This is a genomic window from Nitrospirae bacterium CG2_30_53_67 (assembly GCA_001873285.1).
GTDB lineage: Bacteria > CG2-30-53-67 > CG2-30-53-67 > CG2-30-53-67 > CG2-30-53-67 > CG2-30-53-67.
In genome coordinates this window covers 1-13,770 of record MNYV01000136.1, presented here as the reverse complement: position 1 = coordinate 13,770, position 13,770 = coordinate 1, and the positions used below count along the sequence as shown (strand labels likewise).

Genomic DNA, 13,770 nt, shown 5'->3' with positions numbered 1-13,770 from the left:
CTTGCCATGGAATCGGACTCCATGGGCACTGCGATGAAGTGAACGTGGTTCTTCATCAGGCAGTAGGCCCATATTTTGAGTGAATATTTGCTGCTGTATGTCTTGAGCCATTCAAGATAAAACAGGTAATCGTCTTTTCTTTCAAAGACGCTCTGCCGGTAATTGCCCCGTTGAGTGATGTGATGAGGAAAGCCTACAGCTACGGCTCTGGAGATTCTCGGCATGGGCCAATGGTAAACAATGCAGAATGTGAAGTCAAGTAAAATGGGCGCTGTCCCTATTTTACTCCTATTTTACTGGAGATGATCCATAAATTCCCATCGATAAAGAATACAATAATTGAAGATGAACTCTAATCGGCAGTTAAAAAAGTTAGTGACTCAATATGATAGGTGTGAGGGAACATATCGAGCAGGCGGATTGAATCTATCCGGTATCCCGAGTCCATCAGAAGTCGAAGATCCCGGGCCAGCGTGGACGGATTGCAGGAGACATAGGCGATTTTCATGGGCCTTTGTTTTATGATATTCCGGATCAAGGCGGCCTGGAGTCCGGAGCGGGGCGGGTCCAGGACAAGGCCGTCCGCATCCCCGATTTCCGCCTTTTGCACATCGGCCAACCGGAAAGAGACATTGGTGATCCCTGCTTTTAATGCGGAATGCCAGGCCGCATCAACCGAAGAGAATTCCGATTCGACCCCAACCACTCTGGCACAGACCTGGGAGAGGGGAAGGGTGATGTTCCCGCAGCCGCAAAAAAAATCCATCACCCGATCCGAGCCCTGCATGAACTCGCAGATCCCGCCGACCAGAATTTCGTTGATCTCCGGGTTCACCTGCCAGAACGCGTCCGGGGGGACAAAGATCCGAAGCCCCTGCACCGGCATGGCCAGATAGGGCTCCCCCAGCACAATCCGTTTTTTTTGTTTCAGGATCGTACAGCCCTGCACGGCATGCCCGAGCGACCGGTAAAGATCTTGAGCCTCGCTTTCAGCAAGGGCGGCGGCAATGAGAGCGCCGGCCGGCGAAGTGAGGATGGTGATCGTGCCGTTTAGTTTTTTTCGGTTCCGCATCAGAGATTTGTGTATCTCCTGCAATACAGCGTTCACCTGCGGAGATGCGATCCCGCATGCCTCGATCGGGCAGAGGGTATGGCTCCTCGTCCTGTAAAGTCCGATCTTCCCGTGATGCAGATGAAAGCGCATCCGGGTCCTTCCGGTCTGGGAGCCCAGGATCTCAGGCTCAGAAATATCCGTCAGACCCCCGATCCGCTTCATCTGCTCAATAAAAATCTTCTTTTTGATCCTCTTCTGCTCCTCATACTGAATGTGCTGGAGCTGGCACCCTCCGCACTCACCGAAATAGGGGCAGAAGGGATCGGTTCGAAGGGGAGAGGGCTCCACAATCCGGCAGAGGCGTGAAAACCCATGGTGCTTTTTCCGGATCACCGGTTCGATCTCCACAAGGTCGCCGGGTACGCTCTCCGGGACGAAATGCACGAAGCCCTCGACCCGTGCCACGCCGTATCCGCCATAGGCCATGGAATCGATCCGGGCAAGAATCATCAGGATGCCCCTACTATCGTGTCAGCCTTGTAGTGTCTTTTTTATGCCGCCCCCTCATCCTAACCTTCTCCCCTATGGGGAGAAGGAATGTTTGAACTTCCTCTCCCCTTGGGGATTGAGGTGATGGGGAAAACGGGATACGTCATTTTAGACGTGACACGACATTACAGGCTTCCGGGCGGTGGCGGCCATGCCCTCCCCGGCCTGCACGACCGTGACCTCCTCAAGGTTCAGTCTCTTCAACCGTTCGGTCACCGCGTTCCGAACCAGGGGGAGATAGACAAAAGAATAGAGCAGGAAGATCCTTCCTCCTGGCCGGAGCACCCGGACCATCTCCTCGGGATAGGGGGGCGCATTCTGCGTGATCACCAGATCAAACCGGTCGCCGCCGAAGGGGAGCTCGGCTGAATTGCAGACCAGGGCAAAAAGCCCGTTCAGGCCGGCATCTCGGGCCTTGCGCTTCATGATCTGAATCATCTCTGTGGAAAGATCGGCCCCCACGGCCAGGGATCCCGGAAAAAGATGCTTCAGCCGGAATGTTGCGAGGCCGGTGCCGCAGGCAAGGTCCAGAACGCTTTCGGGGGGCTCCTTCAAGCCCTGAGACGCCTTCTCCAGGGGGCCCAGGAACACGGATTCGGATGCAAGCCTTGATCCGATCCGGTCGTACGCCGGCGCCAGCCCGGAAAAGATCCTGTTCATCCAATGCGCAAATCCCTGCGTCTTCAAAAAGCCGGGCATGGCAAAGGAGATCCTGACAAAGTGGCTGGCCGTTCCTTTTGCAAGAAGCCGTTTGATGGCATTCATGGATCACTCCTTTTGTCACAATTTACCATAACCGGAGATACGATACAAATAAAGGTTTTTTTGTTAGAAAAAACGATCTTGACCATCTATGTTGAATGAGGTTATGATGCATCCGCTGTGTATGTAAGCGGAGAATCCTGATGAACTCGTAAAAAGTCCAAAAGATCCCTCTCCCTTGCCGCAGATCCCGGTGTTTTTGCGGGGATGGGATAAGATTTCTTACGAGACCATCAATCCCGGCGCTGAAACATAAGATATAAACACAAACTATGCAGATCAGACCTTCCAGAATGCTGCAACAGATCCATCCCAATTTCCTCCTGATTGGAAGCTTCGTGCTCACCATTCTGGCCGGAGGAATATTCCTGCACGCCCCATTTTCTCTGCGTGAAGGGCACATATCCATAATTGACGCCCTGTTTACGGCCACATCCGCGGTCTGCGTGACCGGACTTTCCGTGGTCGATATCGGAACCCGTTTCAACACAACCGGTCAGATGATCCTCCTTCTCATGATCCAGCTCGGCGGCCTCGGTATCATGACCTACACCACCGTGGTGATGCTCCTTCTCGGTAAAAAGCTTTCGTTCAGGGGGAAAGAAGCGATTCAAGGGACCCTCTCGTACAAACTGGGCCAAGGGCTCCTTAGTCTCATTAAAAATGTTTTCTTAGTGACGATCCTGTTCGAGGGAATCGGCCTTATATTCCTCTTCATCCGGTGGAGTTTCTTTTTCCCGCCGCGAGAGGCCCTTTATAATGCCTTGTTTCATTCTGTTTCCGCTTTCTGCAATGCCGGCCTCTCTCTCTTCTCCCGAAGTTTGATGGACTTCCGGGACGATCCCTGGATCAATGCCGTCATGGTCCTGCTGATTATTTCAGGAGGGCTCGGCTTTGTGGTTGTCCAAGATATACGACAATATATCAACAACCGGCTGACCCGGAAGAAAAGGGCCCGGCTCTCCCTGCACAGCCGTATCGTTCTTGTGACCACTTCCTCCCTGGTCCTCTCAGGGCTGGTTATATTCCTCATGCTCGAATGGCGCCACGCCCTTTCAGGCGTCCCCTTCGGGGAAAAAATCCTGATCTCTCTTTTTCAGTCGGTCACGCCCAGAACCGCAGGATTCAACACCATGGATTACAACCTTCTGACCAACGGAACGCTCCTTTTCACGATCTTTTTCATGTTTATCGGGGCATCTCCAGGCTCCACCGGGGGAGGGATCAAGACCACCTCTTTTGCCGTGCTCCTGGCTATGGCTCTGGCAAAATGGAAAAACCGTTCGGAGACCTTTATTTTCGGACGGACGGTTCCGGCCGGCGCCGTATCACGCACGATCTCCATCTTTCTTGCATCTATATTATTGGTCATCCTCTCCACCCTGGCCTTGATGATCACGGACGCCGGGGATATTCCGGTTACGGAGAGCCGAGGCCTTTTCATCCAATACCTCTTTGAAACGGTCTCTGCATTCGGCACCGTCGGGCTCTCTACGGGCGTGACCCCGTCGTTGTCGGTTCCCGGAAAACTGATTCTCATGGTCCTGATGTTTGTCGGGCGGCTGGGACCCATTACCATTGCCCTTGCCATTACAAGTGAAAAAAGAGACGAGGGCTTTACATATCCCGAAGAAAATATTATGGTAGGGTAAAAGAAAGGGGTCAAGGGGTCAAGGGAACCACTGGAACCCTGGAATCCTCGACCCCAAGATGCCTCAGTGTAGTAGCCGTCGCAGAGGGTCCCGGCCCGGCAAGAATAGATTCAAGGAGATGCCGGGATCTAACGACAAAAATAGAGAAAAGCGGGGCACGTGAAGCGTAACACTTCCAGCCAACGGAATGGGAGAGCAACCGAAAAGGGAAATCCTATGAAACAGCAATTTGTGATCATCGGCTTGGGGATGTTCGGAAGCAACGTGGCAAAAACCCTCTATGACGCCGGCATGGAGGTCATTGTACTGGACCGTGATAAAGAACTGGTGCAACGCGCGAAGGAATTTGCATCACGAGCCATGGTCGCAGATGTCACCAACAAGGAGGTCCTCCAGTCACTCGGCCTCGATGACAAGGATGTAGCCGTCATTGCGATGGGAGAATCCCTGGAGGCGAGCATCCTGGCCACCCTCTACCTCAAGGAGATGGGCATCAAAAATATCATTGCCAAGGCTAACGAAGAGGATCATGGAAAGATCCTTTCTCAACTGGGCGCGGCTGAAGTGATTTTTCCGGAGAAAGACGTGGCCATCCGCCTTGCCCAGCGCATCAGCGCAAAGAACATCATCGATTACATCCCCTTTGTCGAGGGATACAGCATCCAGGAGGTGGCCCCATCCAATAAAATTGTCGGCCATAAGATCCGGGATCTGGAACTCAGAAAAAAATTCGGGGTCCAGATCATCGCGATCAAGGACATGATCGAAGACAAAGTGGAACTGGTCATTGATCCGGATAAGGTCATCAAAGACAGCGACCTCATGATCCTGATCGGAAAGAACAGTGATCTGGAACGGGTCCAGTCATTATAGGTCTGATAGAGCCCCCTTACAAGGGAACCGCTATGAGGAAAAAGGAACAGTGGGAAGAAATAGAGAAAGGGAAAGAGGAAGACTACTTCTTGAAAAAACACCGGGAGTGGCTGGAAAAGAAGGCCGGGTCCAAGGATAAGAAGGAAGAGATCGAGGCCGCCCCCGATGAACTCCTTTGTCCGCTGTGTAAAACAGGGCTCAAGGAGGATTGGAAGGGCTCTTTCAGGATCCAGCGCTGCCGATCCTGCGGCGGGGGGTGGCTGGATCAGGAGGGTCTTGAGAAGTTGTCCTTGATGATTACGGAGAACCGGTAGAAAAAGCCTCCTCTTCCATCAGAACACGAAGACCGCCGCCGCCACCACCGAGGTGTAGTACCCTTTCTTGACAATGGCCGACTGCGTGATGTTGCTGGTGTGGACGATCTTCCCGCTGATCTTCCAGATCTCCCGCTTTTCATCCCAGCTCTTTTCTTCGTCGAATTCAATGCCCAGGGTTGAGGCCAGCATCGCTGCGGCCAGGTCTTCGGAGTACTCCCCGGCCGCATGGTCGGTCGTCCCGAAGGCATGGTATTCACTCAGGTAGCCGTACATCCTCTTGTCTATGGGGACTGCGCAGCCTACCGAGGCGGCCAGCAGACGGCGGGGTTCGCTGCTGGCACAGCGCGCAAGAACGCAATAGACAATCTCACCGGGCTCGAGCAGATTCAAACCTTCCTTGCGGGAGATCCTCTTGCAGCCCGGGGGAAGGATACTGGAGACCTGGACCAGGTTGAACTTTTCAATACCGGCATCCCGCAGCGCCAGCTCAAAGGATTGAAGCTCTTCAGTATGCGTGCCCACGCCGTTTGTGAAAAAGACCTTCTTCGGAACCCTAGTCATCTTTCTCTCCCCCCCTTTGGTCTATGCCGCAAGATAAAATAGCCGCAAAACGGGTTGCACTATACCACAATCGTCAAAAACTTCAAGAAAAAATTGCTCAATGAGAGGGGCGCCGCGGGGATTACGGCAGTTTCTTCCCGACCTTGGCCTCAAGCGATGCGACCTTGCCATGGATCCGGTCCGTCTTCCCCTTCCGGTCATCAATGGTGATGATCGTGTAAACCCGCTCCGAATCCTTGAGCGCCTCCTGATGGCACGACTTGATCAGGTCCATGACCCTGTCCCAGTCTCCTTCGAGCGCGGTCCCCATGGAATGGACCTTGTAAGAGATGCCGCTTTGATCGATGATCTTGATGACCTTGGCTATCTCCGGGCTGATACTGGCCCCGCGGCCCAAGGGAATAATGGAAAGTTCGGCAATCATACTCAACCCTCCTTACATTGTTCATACAATCTTTCATTCCTAAGAAAAATTATTGTGCCATAGGAATACATATCCGGCATTATACCCGGTTTTTTTCATGCCCCTATGAAAAAAACAAGGGGGGGGCTCTTGGGGATCAATCCGAGCTCTTCTGCATAATCGAAATAGGATTTCAGGCTTTTGATCTTTTCCTCATTGAGATCGAAAGAGATGCTCTCCCAGTACCGGACCAGATCTTCTGCCGGAATCTCCAGAGCCTTTTCAAACTCACCGGCCATCTCATGGAAGTGAGACTCGGCGAATCCTCTTGCCCTGTAAAGCGACTGGACCAACCTGGCGATCTCTTCTTTCTCCCTGAGCACGGCCTCACGCCGGATGATCCATAGGGCGAACACAAAGGGTAGGCCGGTAAAATCCCGCCAGAGGAGGGAGAGGTCATAGACGTATCCGGGCCGGCTCCTGTTTTTCCCCAGGTAGACCTTGAGCGCCGGATTCCCGATCATGATCCGGGCATTCGCCTCAAAGCCGGACCGGTGAGGGCCCTCTTCGGGAAACCGGTAGGCGCATCCGGCTTGATAGCGTTTCTCCAGCAGGATCCGGATCAATGCATTGGAGCTGGCCGAGGCCGGAGAGAGGAGGATCATCTTCCCGTGAAGGTCCTCGATCGGCAAGCGGGAGATCAGGAGCACGCTTTCCACCTCATGGTCCGATGAGATCGAAAGATCCGGAATCAGAAAATAGTTTGCCGGATGAAGCCCATACTCAAAAGAAGAACAGGGGGCGAGATCAATTTCACCGGCATAGAGCATGCGATTGAGTTCAGCGGGCTCCCCAGGGATGAATTCATAAGGATCCGCCAGACCCATTCTTCGGAGCGCGGCAAAGATAGGCGCGCTGTTCGCATAGGCAATCTCTCCGATCCGGATCATCATTTCCCTCTTGTTCCCGCCGCGCCATTGAAAAAACGGCCTGCATTTCCAGCTTGCCGTTTCTGCGCATCCTCCGCCATTCCGCTCTGACAGGGTCCCGCACAAGATATCTCCAAAGCAAACCGGACGTCAAGAATTTAGTATGGCGGCCGGGGGATCCACGCTCAAAATTAAACGGCTCGCCGGCCGAGCCTCTCTTCGGGCATGGCCGTATTCAGGTCCCTGCCCCAGATTGCAAAACCAATGGTTCCTGCAGCGCCGAAGGCAAAGGCCGTGAAAAAATTCACGGCCGGACTGATCTGCCATAGAAAAGCCCCGCCGACCGCGGCCACGGAAACGAAGATATCCCGGAGAAGGTAATAGAGGCCGAACATACCCGCCTTGCAGTTCTCAGGCGCCAGGTCCATGATCATGGCCTTTCGAGTGGGTTCACCGAACTCCTTGAGGCCCCTTAGGATGAAGGCAAGGGCCAGCCACTCAAAGGACCGGCAGAAGAGAAGAACAAGCGGGAAAAGGGTGAAAAAGACAAAGGTGATGATCACAAAAGGCTTCTTGGCGCTGCGGTCGGCCAGATAGGCTACGGGGATATAAACAAGCACGGCCGTGGCCATCTCGATGCTCGTCAGAATGCCGAACTGAAGGGCCGTGACCGGTTCGACAATGCTCTTCATGCACCAGACCACCACAAAGGCATAGGGGATCTGTTCGCAGAAGCGCACCAGGACGTCTGAGACCAGCAAGCGCCTGAGCGCAGGACTCATGAGCGGGAAGAGCTTCATCGGATTCTTTTCCCCTCGGTTTTTCGTGCGCGTGGAGTCCTGCGGTTCCTCTTCAATCAGCTTCTCTTGAAGCACGACCGCCGCCAGAGAAAGGAGCAGGGCCGCGGCAAAGGCCGCTCGCACGCCGTTTCTCTCCCCCCAGAAGCCGATGCACAAACCGCCGAGAATCGGTCCCAAGGCCATGGGAAAGCGTCTCACCAGAGAGTGCATGGTCACCCCCATGGTCCGCTTGTGCATGGGGAGCACCCTGGCGATCAGGCCCATGGTCGCAGGCAGCGAGATCGAAGTCCACGAGAGAAAGAGCACGGCCCCGAGAAGCACAGCCTGCCATGCGGGAATCAGAATCACCACCAGGAAGCCGCACATGGCCACGATGTTGAAAACGAGCAGGGCCCTCTTCGTGCCGATGCGGTCGGAGAGATACCCTCCGGGAAAGGAATAGAGCGCCGAAAGGAGGTTGTCCATCCCATTGAGAAATCCGATGGAGAGAGCCCCTCCTCCCAAGGCCATGAGGTAGATGGGAAGAAAGCGCTCGGCCATGCGCTCTCCCATCCCCACGAGGATGACCATGAAGAGGACACCCACGGTGCTTCGGGTGAGACCCAGAAAATCCGAAACACGCTCTCTGCGCCGCATATCTCTATCCCATGAGAATAATGAAGAGGAGACCTGCCTGCTTCTTGCTCCGCATCATCGCATCTGACTCCATTCCCGCCGGAGGCTGCTCATGCAATCCCGGGTCAGGATTCTCCGGCAGCGTTCAAACAGCACCAGGCATAAAGGGCGTCATACACCTCGAACTGCCGTTCCAGATTCTTTTTGTCATCAGGGAATCTCAACCCATAGCCCACGGCGATGGCCTCAACCCCTGCGGCAAGCGGGTCTTTTTCAAGACGCCGCGTGTCGGCTGCATTGACGATTCGGGCAAGTCTGATCAGAGGCTTATCCTTAAGCTCGTATTTCCGGATGATCACATCGAAGGTACAAAGATCGCCTTCATGATTGAGTTCGGCCCCGGGCGAGTCGAAGGGGATCGCTCCCTCCTTCTCGGCCACGGCTTTGACCTGACTTTTCGGAACAAAAAGAAACTCCGCCTCCGAATCAATAAAACGTCTGATGAGCCAGGGGCAGGCCACTCTGTCCACATGAACGTGGGAACGTGTGATCCATTTCATCTTCTCGACTCCTTCTTTGAACGGTCACCCTTCATCAACAGCCGAAATACTTCAGGTTGTCGGTAATGAGTTTCTCCACGTCCTCCAGAAGATGGCCGAAGCGGGCCTTCAGATCGTCCTGGAGGTGTTGCACGTATTCCTTCGCGCCTTCCTCGCCGTATTTCTCTTCAAACATCTTGGCGAATTCGAGGACGCGGCCGATATCGTGGCGCTCGACCTTGTGGCTCGGCTCGTCGATCCATTCGTGGATCTCCCGGAAGGGCTTGCCGGTTCTTTCCGTGCTCTTCTGTACATGGGTTTCAATGGATGGCATGATTCTTCTCCTTCTGATTTGTTTTCATCCAAGGTTCTTCGCAAAGTACTGGTACAATTCATCGAAGATAACCAATCCTCGTTCCAGGCGTTCCTCATCCGTGGCCCGTGCCGCAGCCATCCCCTGAAAAAGGATGCGAACACCGTAGGCCTCGGGTCTTTCAAATTTATGATCCTTTAAATCCATATCGTGGACGATCTCCGCCAATTGTAAAACGGATGGGTCGTCCAAGCCGAAGCGTTCAATCATCACCTCAAAGGTGCACCGATCTCCCACATGAGTAAATTCCGCGTCGAACATATCGAACCGGATCTCATCGGACTTTGGTTGGTAGGTTTTGCCCGCCACAAATTTGAACCGGGCATCACGATGAATAAATCGCCGGATCAGCCAGGCACAAGCCGCTCTGTCCACAAAGATACCTTCACGAGTGACCCAGGTTCGGCCGGTCATGTCCGCAATCGACATGGCCGGCGCAGGGAGCTCCCGGTCCCCCGTCATGAGCCTGGACGCGGCATCGGCCAGGGCGCCCTCGGCCGCAGCACGTCCGGAAGTAGAAAAAAAATCTATGGCAGAGACCTCTTCAAATCTTTTCTTCAGCCGTGAAAATTGCGCCCTGGTCTTGGAGACACTCTCTCCGGCCGCGGATGATCCCTTGGAGAGGACACGGGTTAACGACCGGGCGTCTTCGACTATCTTTTTGTAGTCCTCGTTCCTGGCCGCCCGGAATATTTCCTTGATTTGATCGTCTGAGATCCCCTCCAGAAAAACCGCTTCCGACAGAAACGCCTCCCCGCCGCCCTCAATAATTTCCTTGAGAATCCAGCTCAGGTCCTCAAAGGTTTGGTCGGTTCTGGGGAGTACGTAGACCGACTGTTTGACCGCCACGGCTCCAACCTGCCGGAGTCTTCGCCAGATCTTGACACGGAAATAATCCGGCTTGGGTGGAATCTGGTGGATCAGCAGGATCCAGGGGGTCTCGGTTGCTTTTTCCATTATGATTCCTATACCAACTGTTAGATAATTATAGTAACAATTGAATCATCTGTCAAGCTTCTTTTGGTTTGAACAGCAGACGCAGGGAGGCTGAACCAATTTCCCGATACGGTTGAACTTATCCGCGAGGACCGCAGGCGTTGAGTCTATTCATCATTGATGCAAGTGTGGCCGCAAAATGGTTCGTTGAGGAGGAGCACAGCGAAGCCGCTCTTTCAGTCTTAGACAAGAACAACCAACTCCACGCGCCGGATTTCCTTCTGCTGGAGATGGACAGCATCATCTGCAAGTGGATCCGGCGCGGCGCCGTCAGCCCCCAGGAGGGAAGCGACGTAAGGGATGCCCTGCGCCAATACCCCATACAACGTCATCCGTTTATATCATTTCCGGATTCCGCTTTTGCGATTGCCAGCAGGACAGGAAAGAGCATCTATGACTGCCTGTACATTGCGCTTGCAGCCCTTCTTAAAGGGAGGATGGTAACGGCAGACCGCAAGCTCTATGACGTCCTAAAGAGCGGTCCGTTCAGGAAACACGTGGTCTGGGTTGCGGATATTAAATGAAATAAACCCACTGGCCTCCTCAGAACGGATTCTCGCCATGAATCCTCCGATCCTTCATGCCTGCCCGCAGGTCGGGGTATCAGGACCGACTCCCCGTTACTTGCAAAACTCTTGACAGATATTCATAAATGTCTATAATTTGGCGCATGAGAAATCGCCACGAAAAGATAAAACGCATACTGGAACTCGCTCACAATTCAGGAATCGTCACGACCGGAGAGGTGCGTTCCAAGGGGATTCACCACGAATACCTCAGACAACTGAGCGCAGAGGGGAAACTCGTGCGTGTCGGACGGGGGCTGTATAGCCTGCCGAATACCGATATCACTGCTCACCATGGACTGGCACAGGCAGGGAAGGCGGTCCCCAAGGGCGTGGTGTGCCTGCTCTCCGCGCTTCGCTTTCACGAGATCGGGACGCAGGCACCCCGCGAAGTGTGGATAGCCATCGACCGCAGGGCCGCCAGCCCGCGGGCCAACTCCCCCAAGATGCGGATTCTGCGCTTCTCCGGCAAGGCCCTCATGGAGGGCATCAACGAACACGTCATTGAAGGCGTGAAGGTGAGAATCTATAACCCGGCCAAGACGGTGGCAGATTGTTTCAAGTACAGGAACAAGATCGGGCTGGATGTTGCACTCGAGGCGCTCCGCGAGGTGATTCGCGGGAGCAAATGCACAACCGATGAACTTTGGCGGTATGCGAAAATCTGCCGTGTAACAAAGACCATGCGCCCCTACATGGAAGCGATCGTATGACCCAGGAGAAACCATCAAACCTCGCGGCCTCGGTTCGCCAGCGGCTGCTGAACATCATCCGGGAAACCGGGGACGACGCGAACCTGATCTGGACGCGCTATGCGAATGAACGGCTTCTCTACCGCCTGTCCGTATCGGAGCATGCCTGGGACTTTATCCTCAAGGGAGCCATGCTGTTCACGGCCTGGACAGGTCAGTCGTATAGGCCGACCGTTGATGTGGATTTTCTTGGCCATGGTGAGGACGGAAGCGAGCGGCTTGTGAAAGTGTTCCGCACCGTCTGCGCCGTTGACGTAGAACCGGATGGTCTGGAATTTAACGCCCATAGCGTGAAGGCTGCACCGATCCGCGAAGCGCAGGAATATCAGGGGCAGCGCGTCACGATGACGGCCTCTCTCGGCAAGGCCCGTATACCCATCCAGGTGGATGTGGGATTCGGTGACGTGGTCACTCCCAAGGCCGGGATAATCAGCTATCCCACGCTTCTGGACGTTCTCTCGCATCTGCGGGACTTCCTGCTCCCGCCACTGAGAGCAGCCTCCGGGACAGCGCCCGTCCCCTTCAACTGGAGCGCCGGTGGCCCTTGGGTGCCTGAAAAATCCGACATCACTCCGAGGTAAACGCCTGTTGAACTTATCCGAGAGGACCGCAGGTAGCGGCATCAAGGACTCGAAGGCGAGGATGCAAGCAATGGTTATCTTATTTTTTCAACTTGTCCCTGATCTTCTTTGCCTTTTTCGGCATGGCCTTGTAAAAGAATTCCATCTGTGCTTCAAGCCATTTCAACTTCAGATCCAAAGGTTTGTTCCTGTACGACCGGATATCTTCTTCGGTTTTATAATATAGGAGCGGTTCATCCCGGACAGTGTTGTCTCGATCTTTATTCATTTCCCCAACCCTCTAATATTTTTCTTAGATAGAAAATATCGGCTTTATCTTGCGGTCTGTTGGATGTCTCCTTCATGCGAATCAATTCTTCCATTGACAGGACCGGGATGACCGTATCCTCGTACTTCACTTGCTCTCTCTTCGGATATACTTCATCGAAGACGAAAGGGACTTTAACAAAAATATCCAGAAGGAAAAAAGGTTCGCCAGGATCATACAAGCTGAACACGGTCATACCCTTATCTGTGATCCAGGAGTTTCTTTTCTCTGCGTCCATGAGATCTTCTAAATGGATCGGCATTTTCGGCTTCAAACCGAGCTTCCTTGCGGTCTCGATGAACTTAGAGATATTCTCTTTGTCAAGTTTTAAGATAATGTCAATATCAGCGGTAGCCCTTTCTATGCCGTAGAGGTTTACAGCAATTCCACCTGCGACCATATATTCTATGGATGCCAGGTTAAGCGAAGAGAATAATTTCTTGAAGATATTCATTCCCCACTCACCCCACATTTCCCTTTGACGAAATATACAAGTTGTTCCGATAAGTGGTCAAGACAAAAAGTCGCTCTCAAAGCTTGGACTAAGCCGCTAATCCCGCGAGTGTCTTGTTGTCCGCAATGACATCGTGCGGAATAAGCAGATACGACCACGGTTTCCCGCCGTGCTTCCGCTCATGTTCGGTGGCATGGCCGCACCATTCCACCACCGCCGAGGGTGAGCAAGTCCTTCTCGTTGATGGCTTTCCTCACACATTGGCCAGCCTGTCGTAGATGGTCCACGTCATGGTCACATATGCAGCGACGGCCAAGTGCCTGGCCAATAAGAAATCCAAGGTCTGGCCGCCGAAGCGAACAAGGCTATTGTTGGACTCAACCGTGTTCCGTTCTTCTGCCACAGATCTAGCGACAGTAAGCGCTTGCTTACGGGCAGGCAACAGGTCCACGGTTGCCTGGAGGGGCTGGCTCAGCTTCTCGATCCGCTTCACCCACAGGCGGTAACAGTCCGGTGGCAAAGCACAAACCTGTGGATGGGAAAGCGCGAGACGCGGTAGTGCCTCTGCCCTGGCCAGTTCTGTCTCACCGTACCGAATCTGTTCTGCGAGGCTACTCATTCGCATCCTCCTCGGCCCTTCCCGTTTCCCGCAGAAAATCTTCTTTGGCACGTTGGAGCCTCCACTCG

General features: G+C 53.8%; 18 protein-coding genes. 6 read left to right on the top strand and 12 right to left on the bottom strand.

Annotated elements, in window-relative coordinates:
* Positions 1–352: 352 nt before the first annotated feature.
* Positions 353–1,564 (bottom strand): hypothetical protein, encoded by a 1,212-nt coding sequence (locus tag AUK29_08645; GenBank protein ID OIP62367.1) that lies wholly within the window; start codon positions 1,562–1,564, stop codon positions 353–355.
* Between the two features lie 147 nt (positions 1,565–1,711).
* On the bottom strand, positions 1,712–2,368 hold the full coding sequence (locus tag AUK29_08640; protein OIP62366.1) for a hypothetical protein: 657 nt from the start codon (positions 2,366–2,368) through the stop codon (positions 1,712–1,714).
* A 290-nt stretch (positions 2,369–2,658) separates the two neighbouring features.
* On the opposite strand from AUK29_08640, the gene AUK29_08635 reads away from it, so the two are divergent.
* The 3 genes from AUK29_08635 (at position 2,659) to AUK29_08625 (ending at position 5,204) form a co-directional block, all read left to right on the top strand.
* Entirely contained in the window at positions 2,659–4,017 is a 1,359-nt protein-coding gene (locus AUK29_08635; protein OIP62370.1) for a hypothetical protein, read from the top strand.
* Between the two features lie 216 nt (positions 4,018–4,233).
* Positions 4,234–4,890 (top strand): potassium transporter TrkA, encoded by a 657-nt coding sequence (locus AUK29_08630; protein ID OIP62365.1) that lies wholly within the window; start codon positions 4,234–4,236, stop codon positions 4,888–4,890.
* Positions 4,891–4,922: 32 nt separating this feature from the next.
* The gene (locus AUK29_08625; GenBank protein ID OIP62364.1) at positions 4,923–5,204 is read left to right on the top strand and encodes a hypothetical protein; all 282 of its coding nucleotides are present in this window, start codon (positions 4,923–4,925) and stop codon (positions 5,202–5,204) included.
* Positions 5,205–5,222: 18 nt separating this feature from the next.
* Here AUK29_08625 and AUK29_08620 read toward each other — a convergent pair whose 3' ends face one another.
* The 7 genes from AUK29_08620 to AUK29_08590 form a co-directional block, all read right to left on the bottom strand.
* Positions 5,223–5,768, bottom strand: a complete 546-nt coding sequence (locus AUK29_08620) for an arginine decarboxylase, pyruvoyl-dependent (protein OIP62363.1) — start codon at positions 5,766–5,768, stop codon at positions 5,223–5,225.
* A 121-nt stretch (positions 5,769–5,889) separates the two neighbouring features.
* Entirely contained in the window at positions 5,890–6,198 is a 309-nt protein-coding gene (locus tag AUK29_08615; protein ID OIP62362.1) for a hypothetical protein, read from the bottom strand.
* 89 nt (positions 6,199–6,287) lie between these two features.
* The gene (locus tag AUK29_08610) at positions 6,288–7,124 is read right to left on the bottom strand and encodes a hypothetical protein (protein ID OIP62369.1); all 837 of its coding nucleotides are present in this window, start codon (positions 7,122–7,124) and stop codon (positions 6,288–6,290) included.
* Between the two features lie 167 nt (positions 7,125–7,291).
* The gene (locus AUK29_08605; GenBank protein OIP62361.1) at positions 7,292–8,536 is read right to left on the bottom strand and encodes an MFS transporter; all 1,245 of its coding nucleotides are present in this window, start codon (positions 8,534–8,536) and stop codon (positions 7,292–7,294) included.
* A 104-nt stretch (positions 8,537–8,640) separates the two neighbouring features.
* Complete coding sequence (locus tag AUK29_08600) at positions 8,641–9,075, bottom strand: chromate resistance protein (protein OIP62360.1); 435 nt, start codon at positions 9,073–9,075, stop codon at positions 8,641–8,643.
* Positions 9,076–9,109: 34 nt separating this feature from the next.
* Positions 9,110–9,388, bottom strand: coding sequence for a hypothetical protein (locus AUK29_08595; protein OIP62359.1), 279 nt, complete (start codon positions 9,386–9,388; stop codon positions 9,110–9,112).
* Between the two features lie 24 nt (positions 9,389–9,412).
* Positions 9,413–10,357 carry a ChrB protein gene (locus tag AUK29_08590; protein ID OIP62368.1) on the bottom strand — a complete coding sequence of 315 codons (945 nt, stop codon included), beginning with the start codon at positions 10,355–10,357 and terminating at the stop codon, positions 9,413–9,415.
* A 167-nt stretch (positions 10,358–10,524) separates the two neighbouring features.
* Between AUK29_08590 and AUK29_08585 the strand changes: the two genes are divergently transcribed.
* From AUK29_08585 to AUK29_08575, 3 genes are all read left to right on the top strand, one after another.
* Complete coding sequence (locus tag AUK29_08585) at positions 10,525–10,947, top strand: hypothetical protein (protein OIP62358.1); 423 nt, start codon at positions 10,525–10,527, stop codon at positions 10,945–10,947.
* A gap of 128 nt (positions 10,948–11,075) precedes the next feature.
* Entirely contained in the window at positions 11,076–11,702 is a 627-nt protein-coding gene (locus AUK29_08580; GenBank protein OIP62357.1) for a transcriptional regulator, read from the top strand.
* A complete protein-coding gene (locus AUK29_08575) occupies positions 11,699–12,322 on the top strand; it encodes a hypothetical protein (GenBank protein ID OIP62356.1) in 624 nt (207 codons plus the stop codon). Before AUK29_08580 ends, AUK29_08575 begins: the two co-directional genes overlap by 4 nt.
* Before the next feature lie 79 nt (positions 12,323–12,401).
* On the opposite strand, the gene AUK29_08570 is transcribed toward AUK29_08575, so the two are convergent.
* The 3 genes from AUK29_08570 to AUK29_08560 all read right to left on the bottom strand — a co-directional run bounded on the left by AUK29_08570 (position 12,402) and on the right by AUK29_08560 (position 13,702).
* Positions 12,402–12,590, bottom strand: a complete 189-nt coding sequence (locus tag AUK29_08570) for a hypothetical protein (protein OIP62355.1) — start codon at positions 12,588–12,590, stop codon at positions 12,402–12,404.
* Positions 12,583–13,101: a hypothetical protein gene (locus AUK29_08565; GenBank protein ID OIP62354.1), complete on the bottom strand. Its 519-nt coding sequence runs from the start codon at positions 13,099–13,101 to the stop codon at positions 12,583–12,585. Before AUK29_08565 ends, AUK29_08570 begins: the two co-directional genes overlap by 8 nt.
* A 235-nt stretch (positions 13,102–13,336) precedes the next feature.
* Positions 13,337–13,702, bottom strand: coding sequence for a hypothetical protein (locus tag AUK29_08560; protein OIP62353.1), 366 nt, complete (start codon positions 13,700–13,702; stop codon positions 13,337–13,339).
* Between the last annotated feature and the right edge of the window lie 68 nt (positions 13,703–13,770).

What these genes read in the sequence shown, in the direction of transcription:
- AUK29_08560 (OIP62353.1), bottom strand. Translation starts at nt 13,702, where the DNA reads ATGAGTAGCCTCGCAGAACAGATTCGGTACGGTGAGACAGAACTGGCC.
- AUK29_08630 (OIP62365.1), top strand. Translation starts at nt 4,234, where the DNA reads ATGAAACAGCAATTTGTGATCATCGGCTTGGGGATGTTCGGAAGCAAC.
- AUK29_08580 (OIP62357.1), top strand. Translation starts at nt 11,076, where the DNA reads ATGTCTATAATTTGGCGCATGAGAAATCGCCACGAAAAGATAAAACGC.
- AUK29_08565 (OIP62354.1), bottom strand. Translation starts at nt 13,101, where the DNA reads ATGTGGGGTGAGTGGGGAATGAATATCTTCAAGAAATTATTCTCTTCG.
- AUK29_08600 (OIP62360.1), bottom strand. Translation starts at nt 9,075, where the DNA reads ATGAAATGGATCACACGTTCCCACGTTCATGTGGACAGAGTGGCCTGC.
- AUK29_08570 (OIP62355.1), bottom strand. Translation starts at nt 12,590, where the DNA reads ATGAATAAAGATCGAGACAACACTGTCCGGGATGAACCGCTCCTATAT.
- AUK29_08595 (OIP62359.1), bottom strand. Translation starts at nt 9,388, where the DNA reads ATGCCATCCATTGAAACCCATGTACAGAAGAGCACGGAAAGAACCGGC.
- AUK29_08575 (OIP62356.1), top strand. Translation starts at nt 11,699, where the DNA reads ATGACCCAGGAGAAACCATCAAACCTCGCGGCCTCGGTTCGCCAGCGG.
- AUK29_08645 (OIP62367.1), bottom strand. Translation starts at nt 1,564, where the DNA reads ATGATTCTTGCCCGGATCGATTCCATGGCCTATGGCGGATACGGCGTG.
- AUK29_08640 (OIP62366.1), bottom strand. Translation starts at nt 2,368, where the DNA reads ATGAATGCCATCAAACGGCTTCTTGCAAAAGGAACGGCCAGCCACTTT.
- AUK29_08620 (OIP62363.1), bottom strand. Translation starts at nt 5,768, where the DNA reads ATGACTAGGGTTCCGAAGAAGGTCTTTTTCACAAACGGCGTGGGCACG.
- AUK29_08635 (OIP62370.1), top strand. Translation starts at nt 2,659, where the DNA reads ATGCTGCAACAGATCCATCCCAATTTCCTCCTGATTGGAAGCTTCGTG.
- AUK29_08625 (OIP62364.1), top strand. Translation starts at nt 4,923, where the DNA reads ATGAGGAAAAAGGAACAGTGGGAAGAAATAGAGAAAGGGAAAGAGGAA.
- AUK29_08610 (OIP62369.1), bottom strand. Translation starts at nt 7,124, where the DNA reads ATGATGATCCGGATCGGAGAGATTGCCTATGCGAACAGCGCGCCTATC.
- AUK29_08605 (OIP62361.1), bottom strand. Translation starts at nt 8,536, where the DNA reads ATGCGGCGCAGAGAGCGTGTTTCGGATTTTCTGGGTCTCACCCGAAGC.